This window comes from Amycolatopsis sp. TNS106 (assembly GCF_019330265.1).
GTDB classification, from domain to species: Bacteria; Actinomycetota; Actinomycetes; order Mycobacteriales; family Pseudonocardiaceae; genus Amycolatopsis; species Amycolatopsis lurida.
Genome location: NZ_CP024972.1, coordinates 5,523,581 through 5,537,110 on the forward strand (window position 1 = coordinate 5,523,581; position 13,530 = coordinate 5,537,110).

Genomic DNA, 13,530 nt, shown 5'->3' on the forward strand with positions numbered 1-13,530 from the left:
CACCGTAACACTGGTGGACATGAAGAAAGTGCTCGTTCTCGGCGGAAGCCGGTACTTCGGCCGTGGGGTGGTCGAGCGGCTGCGTGACGCCGGCGCGGACGTCACCGTCCTCAACCGCGGATCCGCGCCTGCTCCAGGTGGCGTCGCCCACCTGATCGCCGACCGCGACGACGAGGCCGGGCTGAAGTCCGCGCTGGGATCCCGTTCCTTCGACGTCGTTCTCGACCAGGTCTGCTACACGCCGGTCCAGGCGGAGATCGCACGCCGGGTGCTCCACACGGAGCGCTACGTCATGACGTCCACGATCGAGGTCTACGACCAGGTGCGGGCGGAGATGCCGATGGCCGAATCGCTGGTCTCCGCCGTGCCGGTCGATCTCGGGGCACCTTCGTACGACTACGGCGAAGGCAAGCGCCAGGCCGAGACGGTCTTCGCGGCGGGAGACACGCCGTTCGCTTCGGTGCGCGTCGCGCACGTCCTCGGTGGCGGGGATTTCACCGGGCGGCTGCGTCATTACGTCGAACGACTGGACGCGGGGGAGGCCGTGGACATCCACGCGGAACCGCGGCCGTCGACGTTCATCCACACGGGGGAGATCGCGGACTTCCTGAGCTGGGCCACGCTCGCGGACTTCACCGGCCCGGTCAACGCGGGTTCGCACGGCGAACTGTCGGTGCTCGAACTCGCCGCCGCCATCAGCGCGAAGCCACGGTTCCGGGTCGTCGAGCGGGACGCCTCGCCGTTCTCCTTCGACCGCTACGCCGTTCTGGACACCTCTCGCGCGACCGGCCTCGGCTTCTCCTTCTCCTCGACCACCGATTGGCTCGGCGAAGCCATCGAAGACACCAGAAAGGCTTGACCCCCATGCGTTACCGCAGCATCGGCGACGTCGAAGTGAGCGCGATCGGGCTGGGCGCGATGCCGCTGTCGATCGAGGGCCGCCCGGATCGCGACCGCGCGATCGCCACGATCCACGCCGCGCTCGACGCCGGTGTCACGCTGATCGACACGGCCGATTCCTACCATTGGCATGCCGGCGAAATCGGGCACAACGAGGAGCTGATCGCCGGAGCACTGTCCGTCCACAGTGGAGCGGACGCGGTGCTCGTCGCGACCAAGGGCGGTCGCGGCCGTCCCGGTGACGGTTCGTGGACCGTCACCGGGACTCCCGCTCACCTCAGGAACGCCTGCGAGGGCTCGCTGAAACGACTCGGCGTGGACGCCATCGGGCTTTACCAGCTGCACAAGCCCGACGAGAACGTTCCATGGGCGGAGTCCGTCGGTGCGATCAAGGAACTGGCAGACGAAGGCAAGATCCGCCTCGCCGGGATCTCCAACGTCTCCCGCGCGCAGATCCTCGAAGCGCGGGACATCCTCGGCGAGACCCTGGTTTCGGTGCAGAACGAGCACGCGCCCGCGCAACTCGCGCACGAACCGGAACTGGCCCTGTGCACCGAACTCGGGCTCGCGTACCTGCCGTGGGGCCCCCTTCGCGGTATCGACGGGGAATTCCTTGCCGTGGCCGAAGAACTCGGGGTCAGCCCGCAACGGGTGTGCCTGGCCTGGCTGCTCGCGAAATCGCCGTCGATGATCGCGATCCCCGGTTCGACGAGGCCCGCGACCATCCGCGATTCGGCGGCCGCGGCCGACCTGGTGCTCACCGCCGAAACGCTGGCTCGCTTGCCGTGATCAGGCCCCGGCCACCAGCGCCACACCCAGGCCGATCATCGTCGCGGCGACCAGCCCGTCCAGCACCCGCCACGACGACGGCTTGCGGAAGAACCCGCTGAGCAGCCGCGCGCCGAAACCGAGTGCGAGGAACCAGATCACGCTGGCCGACACGGCACCCACGCCGAACGCCCACCGGTCGCTGCCGTGTCCGGCCGCGATGGCGCCGAGCAGAAGGAGGGTGTCGAGATAGACGTGCGGATTCAGCCAGGTGATCGCCAGCGTGGTCAGCACGATGCGGCGCAAAGATCCGCCGGTCTCCGGGCCGCTGGTCTCCAGGGCGGAGGGCTTGAACGCGCGACGGGCCGCGAGGGCGCCATAGCAGAGCAAGAAAGCGCCGCCGACCAGCGCGACGATGGTCAGCGCTTCGGGCGACGTCCCCACCAGCGCGCCGACCCCGCCGACGCCGAGGCTGACCAGGATGGCGTCGGAGAAGATGCAGATCAGCACCACGACGAGCACGGCTTCGCGCCGGATGCCCTGGCGCAGCACGAAGGCGTTCTGCGCGCCGATCGCGACGATGAGGGCCATGGTGGCGCCGAACCCGGCGACCGCGCTGAACAGAACGTCTCCCATACGACCAACACTAGGAAGCCGCTCGTCAACAGTACAGCTAAAGATTCTTACGTAAGATTAGCGTTCGTGATGACAGATCTGCCCCTCGACCTGGTCCGGACGCTGCTGGTGGTCGCCGACGAAGGCACGTTCGACGCGGCGGCATCGGCACTGCACGTGACCCCGTCGGCGATCAGCCAGCGCGTCAAGGCACTCGAACAGCGCACCGGCCGGGTCCTGCTGATCCGCACGAAACCGGTGCGGCTGACCGAATCCGGGCAGGCGGTGGTGCGGTTCGGCCGTCAGATGGCGCTGCTGGAGGCCGACACCCGGGCCGAACTCGGCCTGACCACCGGCGACGAGCCGGTCCGGCTGACGATCGCGGTGAACGCCGATTCGCTGGCGACCTGGTTCCTGCCCGCCCTCACGAGGGTGCCGCCCGAGCACAAGATCTGTTTCGAACTGCATCGCGAGGACCAGGACCACACCACGACCCTGCTGCGGGAGGGCCTGGTGATGGCCGCCGTGACGTCGTCACCCGATCCGGTCGCGGGCTGTTCGGTGCACCGGCTCGGGCACATGCGCTACCTGGCCGTCGTGAGCCCGGCACTCGGCACGGACCTCGACCTCGCCGAAGCACCCGTCGTCGTCTTCGACCGCCGCGACGACCTGCAAGACCGCTTCGCCCGCGAGCGCGGCACGATCGCGGGCCGGCTGCGGCACTACGTCCCGTCGTCCGAAGGGTTCTTCGACGCCGTCGCGGCCGGGATGGGCTGGGGCATGGTGCCACTCGCGCAGATCGGCGACCGGCTGCGCGACGGCAGCTTCGTCTGTCTCGACCCCGATCACCCGATCGACGTACCGCTGTTCTGGCAGCAGTGGAAACTCGACTCCCCCGCGCTGGCGGCGGTGTCGGCCGCCATCACCACGGCGGCCGCGGACCTGCTGGTCGACCCACAAGGATGAAGACGCGCGGAACGGCCCGGTCGTGAGATCCTGGGCGCATGACGCGCGCATTGCACCTGGTCGGGGACGAGGAAGCGGACCGGCTGCTCACTGAAGACCCGTTCGCGCTGCTCGTCGGGATGCTCCTCGACCAGCAGTTCCCGATGGAACACGCGTTCCGCGGCCCGCAGAAGATCGCGGACCGGATGGACGGGTTCGACATCGGGAAGATCCACGCGATGGACACCGAAGCCTTCGTCGAGCTGTGCGTGATCCCGCCCGCGATCCACCGCTACGGCGCCTCGATGGCCCGCCGGGTGAAGGATCTCGCGCAGCACGTCGTCGAGGTCTACGAGGGAGACGCCTCCCGGATCTGGACCTCCGGGCGCCCCAAGCCGGACGGCCCCGAAGTCCTCAAACGCCTCAAGGCGCTGCCCGGCTACGGCGACCAGAAGGCCGCGATCTTCCTCGCCCTGCTCGGCAAGCAGCTCGGCGTGCAGCCCAAGGGCTGGCGCGCGGCCGCGGGCGCGTACGGCGACCGCGGCTCGCGGCGCTCGATCGCCGACGTCACCAACGAGAAGACCCTCGGCGAGGTACGCGCGTTCAAGAAGGCAGCGAAGGCCGCGGCCAAGGCGCCTGCGAAGTAGCTAGTTCTTCCCGGCTCCCGGCCACGGCCCCGGCGTCTCGGCGGGCAGTTCGGCCTGCTCGACCTCAGTGCGGAACAGCCGGAACCCGCGGGCCTGGTAGTTCTTGAGCGCGGCCGGGCCGTCCGTGGTGCAGGTGTGGACCGTGACGCGGCGCGTCGGCGTCTTGCCCGGCCAGCGCTCCGCGAGCGCCCACGCCTCCCGCAGCGCCACGGTCAGCAGGTGCCCGCCGACGCCTTTGCCGACGAAGGACGACATCAGGCCGAAGTACGCGAGTTCCACTGTGCCATCAAGACCGCCGTCGACAGTGCCATCGAGTTCGAAGTAGCCGCACGGCGTTCCCTGTGCGTACGCCACCCAGGTCTCGACGCCCGGCCTGTCCAGCCACTCGACCCACTGCGCCCACGTCCAGCCGAGCCGGTCGATCCAGAACCAGTCGCCGCCGACGGCGGTGTAGAGGTAGCGGTTCAGTTCCGGGCTGACCAGTTCGGCGCGGGTGACCGTCACCGGGACGGACGGCGGTTTCGCCGCGCTCAGCTCGTCCGGTGAGGTCTGTTCGAGGTGCCAGGTCGTGATCTCCATGCGGCGATCATTTCAGCCAGACCCGCAGCGGGCCCAGCGCCGTGTAGCCGTTGCGGAGGGCGGCGTCGAGATCCTCGCCGCGTTCGTAGCCGGTGATCGGCAAGCTGGGGAAGCTCGCCGCGACGGCCGAGGTCGCGCCCCGCCAGGCGTCGTCCAAGTCGCCTTGAGTGTACAAATTGGACAGTCCGGCGAAGCCGCCGTCCCGGTTGGCCGTCACTCCGGCGGCACCGCTCGACCACACGGCGACGGACGGGTCGCCGAAGGGGTCGGCGACCCGGGACCAGCCCGGTTCGAGCGGCATCCGGGCCGTACGGGTGATCCAGGTGGCTTCGAAGAGCACCTCGAAACCCGACGGCGTGAGATCCAGGCAGGCGAAGCTGTCCTTCACCGCGCAGCCCGGCGAGGTGTCGATCCCGTCCAGGACTTCGTCGGCCGTCGCGTCCGGCGCCAGGGTCATCGCGTCGGGGTACAGCGGCGGTGTCCGGCGGGCCGATTTCCAGACACGGGCGGTGAAGGTGCCCGTCCGGCACACCATGTCGCACCAGCGGGCGTTGACCCGCACGGCGTCGGCTACACCCGGGCGAACCACAGCACGTCCGGTTCCCCTTGCGGCACCGGGATCTTCAGCTCCCGCACCTCACCGAACCGCGCCCGCAACCGCTTCCTGAACGACGGCACCGACTCGGCGCTCCACACCCCGAGCACGCCGCCGGGCCGCAGCCGTTCGGCGAGCATGTCGAGCCCTTCGTCGCGGTAGAGCTTCGAGTTGCCGTCGGTGACCGTCCACTCAGGACCGTTGTCGATGTCGAGGCACAGCGCGTCGAACCGTTCGTCCGTCCGGCGCAGCCACTTCACCAGATCGGCCTCGATGACGGTGACCCGGTCGTCGGACAGGGCGTCGTCGTGGACGTCCTTGAGCGGACCCTCGCGGTTCCAGCCGATCACGGCGGGCTCGCGCTCGACGACCACGACCTCGCCGACGCCGGGATGGTCCAGCGCGGCGCGCAGCGAATAGCCGACGCCGAGACCGCCGATCAGCATCCGCGCCTTGCCCGGCACCAGATCCGCCGCCACCGACACGAGCAACCGTTCGGATTCACCGTTCCGGGTGTCCATCAGGAAGACGCCGTTGGCGATGACCTCGAAGTCGTCCCCTGCCCGGCGGAGCACCAATTCGCCGCTCTTCCCGGCGACTTTGTCGAGTACGTCGGTCATCCGGGCAGCTTATCGGCGACGGTCACAGCAGTCCCGCCATTTTGTACAGGACGAGGCTGCCGGCGACGGCGACGTTGAGACTCGCGCCGGTGCCCACCATGGGGATTTCGACGACGGTGTCGAGAAGGTCGAGCGCATCCGGCGGAATTCCCTGCTGCTCATGGCCGAGTACGGCGATCGTCCGCCCTCGTGCGGCAGGAAGGTCGGCGAGACGCACGGCCTCGTCGGCGAGTTCGACGCCGACGATCGCCGTGCCCGCCGCCTTTTCCCGCTTCAACCAGTCCGGTGGATCATGCACCCAGTGCACACAAGCCGGACGGCGCAACGTGTTCCCCCGGCGCAGCGTCTCGGGCACCCACGGAAACCGCGGCACGGCAAGGCAGGCGCCCACCGCGTCACAGGTTCGCAGAAGGGTGCCGAGATTCGCTCCGTGCAAGGGCCACAGCGGCGCGGCGACGAGATGCCCCCAACAGGAGTGGGCTTTCCTTCTTCTGGCCGCACGCAGCTCCGAGGGCGTGCGGACCCGGATCGACGGGCTCACCGGACGTGAGGCGTCGCGCCTCCAAGGATTTCGAGGATCATGAGGACACTGTAGCGAGAAGACCCCCGACGCTCCTAACCTTGAAGCGTCGGAGGTGATTTCTCATGCAGGCGACCGTCGGAGACGAGATCCACGTGCACGGGCGCACGGTCGGGTCGGCCGGGCAGCACGGTGAGATCCTCGAGGTACGCGGCGAACACGGTGCCCCGCCGTATCTCGTCCGGTTCGCGGACGGACACGAAGGGCTGGTGTTCCCCGGCCCAGACTGCGAAGTCCAGTCTCGCGCCGAATAGCCGTCATTCGGCCAACGCGGGCCGCTGCACGCGGTTCCGCCAGCCCGCCACGACCACGGCCGCGCCGAGCGCGGTTAGCACCGCCGCGACTTCGGGCAGCAGGAGCGGCCCGCCACCGGTCAGCACCGCTCCCCCGACCAGGCCGGAGAGGCCGACGCCGAGATAGATCGCGGACGCGTTGAGCGAGAGGACGAGCCCGGCGTTCTGCTTGGACAGCTCGATCAGCCGGTGCTGGATCGGCGGGTTGACCGACCAGGTGGCCAGGCCCCACAGGAAGAGGACGACGGCCGCGCCCGCGACGGTGGTCGCCACCAGCGGCAGCAGCGCGAGCACCACGGTGATCCCGCCGAACACGACCAGCAGCGGTCCCCTGGCGCCCCAGCGGTCGGCCGCGCGGCCGCCGAGGACGTTGCCGAGCGCGCCGCCGGCGCCGTAGACGAACAGCAGCAGGCTGACCGTCGTGCCGTGGACGCCCGCGGTGGCGGACAGGACCGGCGAGATGAAGGTGTAGACGGAGAACGCGGCGAGGCAGCCGAGCACGGTCGCGCCGAGCATGGCGAGTACGCGCGGATCCTTGGCGACGGTGAACCGTTCGGCCAGCCGGACCGGAGGCGGAGCCGGGACGGCGGGCAGGACCATCCGAACCGCGAAGGCACCGAGGAGTGAGAAGGCGGCGACGAGCGCGAAGACGGCCTGGTAGCCGACGCTCTGCGACAGGACGCTGCCCAGCGGGACGCCCAGGATCGTCGCGACGGTGAGCCCGCCGAAGACGAGCGCGACCGCGCGACCGCGGCGTTCCGGCGAGGTGAGTTCGGCGGCGACGGCGCTCGCGGCCGGGGTGAAGACCGCCGCTCCGATCGCGGTGACGACCCGGGCGAGGAGCAGGGTCACGTAGCCGGGCGCGAGGGCGGCGAGAGCGTTGCCGATGGCGGTGACGACGAGGGCGGCGACCAGGAGCGTGCGCCGCTCCCAGCGGCCGGTGACGGCGGCGAACAGCGGTGAACCGACCGCGTACGCGATGGCGAAGGCGGTGACCAGCTGGGCGGCGGCCGTCTCGGAGACCGCGAGCTCGCCGGTCAGCGCGGGCAGCAGCCCGGCGACGACGTAGCCGCTGGTGCCGACCGCGAAAGTGCCGAGCGCCAGCACCGCGGTCCTGGGTGGTGCGAAGGTCATGACTCCCCAGCTCCAGATCCCACAGATCGCATTTAGCCCGCTAAACGCAGGTCGGCGCCGGATCGCGTTCAGCCCGCTAAAGGCGACATGGGGGTCGTTGTTCGATGGTTGTCGTAGTTCGATGGAGACCGTACTACGAACTCGCCGGAAGTTCGAGGGGCGTCGTACTATGGACGGATGGCCGCGACGCAGCAGTACGTCTATCCCGATCAGGACGAGATCCGGATCGAGGCGGTCCTCGCCGCGCTCGCGGACCCGGTCCGGCTCGACATGGTCCGCCAGCTGGCCGAGCCCGGCACCGAGATCTCGTGCAGCGGATTCGACGTCGCCGTGACCAAGTCCACACTCACCCATCACCTGCGCACGCTGCGCGAAGCGGGCATCATCATGGGCCGCCAGCAGGGCACTGCCCGCTACAACTCCTTGCGCCGCAAGGATCTCGACGAACTCTTCCCCGGCCTTCTCCAGGGAGTGCTCGCCGCCCGCCGCTGAGGGTGGGCAGCCTCACCCGAAACCGGGATGACAAAGACCCCCTCGATCGGTTGAACTGGACGCAGGACAGCGAGGCCGCCCGCGCTGTCTTCTTTTGTGTCCGAGACCTAAATCGATTCAGCTCCCCATCCGCGACGCTGGGCGAGTAATCGTTTACTTCCCGTACGACCCCCGGAAGGAGAGCCGTGCCCGTCGCGCTGCTCGCGCTCGCCATCGGTGCCTTCGGCATCGGGACCACCGAATTCGTCATGATGGGCGTGCTGCCCGAAGCCGCCGCGGACTTCGGCGTGTCGATCCCGTCCGCCGGTTACCTCATCTCCGGCTACGCCCTGGGCGTCGTGGTCGGCGCCCCGCTGCTCACCGCCGCCGCCGTCCGCCTGCCGCGCAAGACGATGCTGCTGGCGATGATGGGGCTGTTCACGCTGGGCAACGCCCTCTTCGCGCTTTCGCCGAACCAGGAGTTCGGCGTCGCCTTCCGCTTCCTCGCCGGCCTGCCGCACGGCGCGTTCTTCGGCGCCGGCGCCGTCGTCGCGTCCAGCCTGGCCAAACCGGGCGAACGCGCGAAGGCCGTCTCGATGATGTTCATGGGCCTGACCCTGGCCAACGTCGTCGGCGTGCCGCTGGGCACGCTGCTCGGCCAGAAGGTCGGCTGGCGCGCGACCTTCGGCGTCGTCGCCGTGATCGGCCTGCTCGCCATGGCCGCGATCGCGAAACTGGTCCCCCACCAGGGCAAACCGGTCGAACCGTCGCTGCGCGGCGAACTCGGCGCCTTCCGCCGCCCGCAGGTGTGGCTCGCGCTCGCGATCGTCACCTTCGGCCTCGGCGGCGTGTTCGCCTGCCTGTCCTACATCGCGCCGATGCTGACCGACGTCACCGGCTACTCGCCGTCCGACGTCACGCTGCTGCTCTCCCTGGCCGGGGTCGGCATGACGATCGGCAACTACCTCGGCGGCAGGCTCGCCGACAAGGCGCTGATGCCGAGCCTCTACGTCTCGCTGATCGGGCTCGCGTCCGTGCTGGCGATCTTCACCTTCACCGCCAACGGCAAGGTCGGCGCGGCGGTGACGATCTTCTTCGTCGGCCTCGCCGGCTTCATGATCGGCCCGATGATGCAGGCCAGGATCATGGAGAAGGCGGGCGGGACGCCGTCGCTGGTCTCCGCCGCCGTGCAGTCGGCGTTCAACATCGCGAACTCCATCGGCGCCTACCTCGGCGGCCTGGTGATCGCGGGCGGCCTCGGCCTGGTCGCGCCCAACTGGGTCGGCGCGTCACTGGCCGTGCTGGGACTCTCGCTGGCCGTGGTGTCCGGCGGCCTGGATCGCCGCGAAGCCCGGCTAGCGCCCGCCATGGCTTCCTGACCTCTCAACGCGCGTGAAGGCCCCCTTCCCTCGGCTCAGTCGAGGGAAGGGGGCCTTCACGCGCATCAGGACAGAGGTCCGCCGGTGATCGTGAAGGCGATGAAGAGGATCAAGACAGACAGCGCGCCGTAGGTCAGGACGTCGACCGGTTTGCCCCGGATCGCCAGCAGCCCGGCCTTCGCCTCGGGCAGTACCGCCCGGAGCAGGCCGGCGAGCAGCAACGCGCCACCGATCAGCGCGGCCCCCTGCCGCCAGTGGTACTGGCCGATCCGCAGGGCGGCGACCGCCACCACCAGCATCACCAGCAGGAACGGCAGGTGATGGAGCAGTGCCCCACGGTCACGCCGTTGTCCGGCCACCGCCATCAGTCCTCGTCCTTCAGTGTCGCGTGGGCGATTCGATTCACTCCGCCAGTATCCCGGGTGAGTGACCCGGGACCAGGTCAGGGCGTCTTCGGGGGCTGTCAATAGCGGCAAAACCCACATGCGGGGTGCACACGAGCGCGGATACGGTCAAAATGTGACCGTGGCACAACCGACGACTCAGTTGAACGCGACCGAGCAGGACACCCTGGTCAAACAGATCGGCCTCGCCCTGCTGCGGGCCGCTCCGCGTGATTGGCGGAAGGTGACCGCCGAGTACCGAGCCGTCGGCAGGTACCACGAGATGACCGGCGAGATCATCACCGAGGACGGCACCTCGCACGAATGGGTCGCGACGCACGACATCGCGACGCTGTTCGGCAGGCTCCGTGCCGGGATGTATCGCGACGGCCGCGGCACCTGGTTCAACGCCCGTTACCAGCTCGACCACCCGTCCAGCTACAACCTCGAATACAACCGCGACGAGCCGCAGTGGCGTCTCGCACCGCCTCCGCAGGCGCTCTCCGACGAGCTGCGCATGTTCCCCCGCTCCGAGGAGAACGTGCCCGAATGGCTGATCCGGCGCATGTCCGGCCTCGGCCCCGAGCAGCCCGGACCGCATTTCCGCATCGCCCGCATCTTCGACACCATCGGCCCGGCCGGGCGTCCGGTGATCAACCGGCCCGACCTGGAGATCGAGGAGCAGGACAGGCTGCTCGAGTACCTCGACCACGCGCCGCTGGTGGTCACCGACCGCGGCTACGACATCGACCGGCTCGCGCAGACCCCCGAGGCCACCGTCCCGGTCGCCTTCCACAGTGACGGGCAGTGGATCTGGCCCGCCGCCGTGAACTTCTATCTGCGCCAGTACGGCGTCTCGCCGGAGCTCGACCTGATCGAGCACGTCCGGCAGAACGACTTCACGCTGCCCGAGGTCGACCCCCCGACGCTGCAGGCCGCGGCGGGGTACCTCACCCGCGGGAATCAGCCTCCGCAGCAGCGTCCCAACGGCCCGGGTGGACCCGGTGGGCCTGGTGGGCCCAACAACGGCTCGCCCGCGGGCCCACCTCCGCAGGGTCCGCCGCAGCCGCCTCAGCAGCAGGCCGCGCCCGGTCAGGCCGGGCCAGGCGGTCCCGCGGGCCCCGGCCCGAGCCAGGCCCCCGCCCAGCCGCCGCACCAGCAGGGCCCGGACCAGGCCGCGATGGCCGCCGCGGCCGCCGCACCGGTCGCCGCGGCGGCGGCCGTCCCCTCCGCCGAAACGGGCGTCCCGGACCAGGCCGAGCAGGCCCAGCGGTACGAAGACGACTACGACACCCAGGACTACCAGGCGCAGGACTTCCACGAAGCCGCCGCCGAGCAGCAGTACGAAGACGGCTACGAAGACCCGTACGCGCATGACGAGGCGCGGTTCCACGAGTCCGAACAGGACGTCTTCACCGACGAGGAGCGGCAGGGCACCGAGCCCGAGCCGGAACCCCGGGCCGACCCGGAGGCCACCACGTACGCGCGGGTCCCGCAGGCCGACGCCTTCGAGCAGCCCCCGCTCGAGGAGGAGCAGGACGCGTACGCCCGGCAGGAAGAAGACCAGCCGTACGCGCCCCCCGAAGAGGAGACGACCACCGGCTATACGCCGGTCGAGCAGGCCGACGCCGGTCCCGAGCTGCCTCTCCTCACGCACGACGCGGAGCCGAACGTGGCTCCCCCGCCGTCGGACACCGAGGTCACGCAGGTCGACGTCGCGCCGCCTGCCCCCGTGGCCCGCCCCGAGCCCGGACCGCGCCGCGTCGAGCACCCCGAGCCGGTGCTGAACGAGTTGCAGGCGAAGTTCGACGAACTCGACGTGCCCGGCGACGTCTACCGCATCGGCTCGCCCGCCGAGCACGGCTGGAGCGTCGAGCCGGTCGACGGTGGTGGCTGGCGGGTCGGCTGGTACGACGGGAAACTGACCAATCCGGCGGTGTTCGGCGACGCCGAGGACGCGGCCGCGTTCATGCTCGGCAAGGTCCTGCTGAACCCGAACGGCGCTCCGCCTCCCTCGGAACAGCCCGCCGTCGCGGAGGAACCCGCCGAGGAGCCTGCACCGGCGCCGCCCGTGCTGGCGACGCTGTCCCCCGAGATCGCCACCGGTTCGCACCCGGTGCCGCCGCGGGAGTCGATCCCGGCACAGGAACAGACCGCGTTCACGACGGCCGAAGAGCTGCTCGGGGACGATGTGGACGACGAGCCCGCGCCGGTCCCGCCCGCGCCCCCGGCGCGGCCGAACCCGGTGGCGGCGAGCCCGATGCCGGCGAGCCCGCCGCCCGCGCCGCCGCGGCGCGAGCCACCGGTGACGCCGCCTCCGCCGCCGCCGATGCGGCGCGAGGAACCGGCCCGCCCGCCGGCCGCGGCGAACGCCGCCGGGGCGCCCGACGCCAAGCAGAACTGGCCGATCTCACCGCTCAACGGTGAGCCGCCGCTGACGCTGTTCCGCGGCAAGGAGCTGCGTGAGCTGCCCGCGGGCAGCGAGCTGGACCGCTTCGGCGGCCCGAACGGCAACCTGACCTACGCGGCCGGGACGCCGTTCGAGGAGCGCTCGCTCGTGCCGGAGTGGGTGAACCGGCCGTACCACGTCTATCGCGTGCAGCGTCCGCTCGAAGCCCTCGCCGGCGTCGCGATCCCGTGGTTCAACCAGCCGGGTGGCGGGTCCGCGTACCTGCTGCCGGCGTCCATCGAGGAACTGCTCGCCGAGGGCGACCTCATCGAGCTGGACCCGGGCGAACCGCCGATCGACTAGGCCGTGTCCTGTAAGTCTGTTCGGTGGGCTTCGTGATCCAGGTGGTACCTGGCGGTGCGGGCGGATCGGCCTCGTACCGGGTCGTACTCGGCCGCATCCGCCCGTGCCGTCAGGGACCACCTGGGCGCGAAGACCGCGAACATGACTTACAGGACACGGCCTAGCTCCCGTAAGCGCTATGAACGGGCCGTTCCTTGCGAATTTCGCAAGGAACGGCCCGTTCATAGCGTCCAGGGGTCAGTGGATGACGAGGCCGTGCGCGGCGGCGTAGGCGATCGCGGTCTCGGTGTCCACGTGGACGCCGGAGAGGTTCGCCTGCACCAGGCCGTTGGCGTCGAGCCGCGCGCCGCGCAGGTCCGCGCCTTCGAGCTTCGCGCCCGCCAGCCGGGCACCGGTGAGGTCCGCGCCGCGCAGGTCGGCGCCGGTCAGGTCCGCTTCGAGCAGGTTCGCCTCACGCAGCCGGAGGCCTCCTAAGTCCACTTTGGACAAACGAGCCTTGCTGAGCGAGACCAGCGAAAGGTCGCATTCGGTGAAGGCGATCTTCTGGAACCGGCAGTCCACAAAGGACGATCCGAGCATCGAGCAGGAGCTCCACCGTGTACTGGCCAGCACACTGCGGTCGAAGGTGCACGAGCGGAACGCGGACGCCTCGTGGCGCGAGCCTTCGAAGTCGGCCTTGGTGAAGTCGCACTGGTCGAAAGTGCAGCCCTGGGTGCGCAGCCCGCGCAGGTCGGCTTCGGTGAAGTCGCAGCCGACGAAACTGCGTTTTTCCCACCATTGCTCGGAAAGAACGGCTTCTCGGAAATTCGAAGCACTCTTTCCCGCTGAGAATTCATCCGGCTGAGCCTCCGCGGTCTCGATCACCCGTC

The 13,530-nt window shown here is 69.9% G+C and carries 16 protein-coding genes; 8 read left to right on the forward strand and 8 right to left on the reverse strand.

What is annotated here, in order from left to right:
• The first annotated feature begins 19 nt into the window (after positions 1-19).
• Together CVV72_RS24855 and CVV72_RS24860 are read left to right on the forward strand one after the other, a co-directional pair.
• Entirely contained in the window at positions 20-859 is an 840-nt protein-coding gene (locus CVV72_RS24855) for an NAD-dependent epimerase/dehydratase family protein (protein ID WP_219146034.1), read from the forward strand.
• 5 nt (positions 860-864) lie between these two features.
• Positions 865-1,689 (forward strand): aldo/keto reductase, encoded by an 825-nt coding sequence (locus tag CVV72_RS24860; RefSeq protein ID WP_219146035.1) that lies wholly within the window; start codon positions 865-867, stop codon positions 1,687-1,689.
• On the opposite strand, the gene CVV72_RS24865 is transcribed toward CVV72_RS24860, so the two are convergent.
• Entirely contained in the window at positions 1,690-2,304 is a 615-nt protein-coding gene (locus tag CVV72_RS24865) for a LysE/ArgO family amino acid transporter (protein WP_219146036.1), read from the reverse strand.
• Between the two features lie 66 nt (positions 2,305-2,370).
• On the opposite strand from CVV72_RS24865, the gene CVV72_RS24870 reads away from it, so the two are divergent.
• Positions 2,371-3,249 (forward strand): LysR family transcriptional regulator ArgP, encoded by an 879-nt coding sequence (locus CVV72_RS24870; protein WP_219146037.1) that lies wholly within the window; start codon positions 2,371-2,373, stop codon positions 3,247-3,249.
• Positions 3,250-3,287: 38 nt separating this feature from the next.
• Positions 3,288-3,875, forward strand: a complete 588-nt coding sequence (locus tag CVV72_RS24875; RefSeq protein WP_219146038.1) for an HhH-GPD-type base excision DNA repair protein — start codon at positions 3,288-3,290, stop codon at positions 3,873-3,875.
• Here the strand turns inward: CVV72_RS24875 and CVV72_RS24880 are convergent, their stop codons facing one another.
• The 4 genes from CVV72_RS24880 to CVV72_RS24895 are packed head-to-tail and all read right to left on the reverse strand — an operon-like array spanning position 3,876 to position 6,210.
• Positions 3,876-4,454 (reverse strand): GNAT family N-acetyltransferase, encoded by a 579-nt coding sequence (locus CVV72_RS24880; protein WP_219146039.1) that lies wholly within the window; start codon positions 4,452-4,454, stop codon positions 3,876-3,878.
• 7 nt (positions 4,455-4,461) lie between these two features.
• Positions 4,462-5,016, reverse strand: a complete 555-nt coding sequence (locus CVV72_RS24885; RefSeq protein ID WP_255632248.1) for a hypothetical protein — start codon at positions 5,014-5,016, stop codon at positions 4,462-4,464.
• 8 nt (positions 5,017-5,024) lie between these two features.
• A complete protein-coding gene (locus CVV72_RS24890; RefSeq protein ID WP_219146041.1) occupies positions 5,025-5,669 on the reverse strand; it encodes a spermidine synthase in 645 nt (214 codons plus the stop codon).
• Positions 5,670-5,691: 22 nt separating this feature from the next.
• On the reverse strand, positions 5,692-6,210 hold the full coding sequence (locus CVV72_RS24895) for a TrmH family RNA methyltransferase (RefSeq protein ID WP_370641815.1): 519 nt from the start codon (positions 6,208-6,210) through the stop codon (positions 5,692-5,694).
• A 104-nt stretch (positions 6,211-6,314) separates the two neighbouring features.
• On the opposite strand from CVV72_RS24895, the gene CVV72_RS24900 reads away from it, so the two are divergent.
• Complete coding sequence (locus CVV72_RS24900; protein ID WP_219146042.1) at positions 6,315-6,503, forward strand: DUF1918 domain-containing protein; 189 nt, start codon at positions 6,315-6,317, stop codon at positions 6,501-6,503.
• 3 nt (positions 6,504-6,506) lie between these two features.
• Here CVV72_RS24900 and CVV72_RS24905 read toward each other — a convergent pair whose 3' ends face one another.
• Entirely contained in the window at positions 6,507-7,676 is a 1,170-nt protein-coding gene (locus CVV72_RS24905; RefSeq protein ID WP_219146043.1) for an MFS transporter, read from the reverse strand.
• A gap of 177 nt (positions 7,677-7,853) precedes the next feature.
• Here CVV72_RS24905 and CVV72_RS24910 point away from each other — a divergent pair, with 177 nt between their 5' ends.
• Both CVV72_RS24910 and CVV72_RS24915 read left to right on the forward strand, forming a co-directional pair.
• Positions 7,854-8,168 carry a helix-turn-helix transcriptional regulator gene (locus CVV72_RS24910; protein ID WP_034304518.1) on the forward strand — a complete coding sequence of 105 codons (315 nt, stop codon included), beginning with the start codon at positions 7,854-7,856 and terminating at the stop codon, positions 8,166-8,168.
• A 185-nt stretch (positions 8,169-8,353) separates the two neighbouring features.
• Entirely contained in the window at positions 8,354-9,526 is a 1,173-nt protein-coding gene (locus CVV72_RS24915) for an MFS transporter (RefSeq protein ID WP_219146044.1), read from the forward strand.
• A gap of 65 nt (positions 9,527-9,591) precedes the next feature.
• Here CVV72_RS24915 and CVV72_RS24920 read toward each other — a convergent pair whose 3' ends face one another.
• Positions 9,592-9,891, reverse strand: coding sequence for a DUF3017 domain-containing protein (locus CVV72_RS24920; RefSeq protein ID WP_034304513.1), 300 nt, complete (start codon positions 9,889-9,891; stop codon positions 9,592-9,594).
• A 154-nt stretch (positions 9,892-10,045) separates the two neighbouring features.
• On the opposite strand from CVV72_RS24920, the gene CVV72_RS24925 reads away from it, so the two are divergent.
• Entirely contained in the window at positions 10,046-12,661 is a 2,616-nt protein-coding gene (locus tag CVV72_RS24925) for a TNT domain-containing protein (RefSeq protein ID WP_219146045.1), read from the forward strand.
• 237 nt (positions 12,662-12,898) lie between these two features.
• Here CVV72_RS24925 and CVV72_RS24930 read toward each other — a convergent pair whose 3' ends face one another.
• Complete coding sequence (locus CVV72_RS24930; protein WP_219154104.1) at positions 12,899-13,522, reverse strand: pentapeptide repeat-containing protein; 624 nt, start codon at positions 13,520-13,522, stop codon at positions 12,899-12,901.
• Positions 13,523-13,530 lie beyond the last annotated feature (8 nt).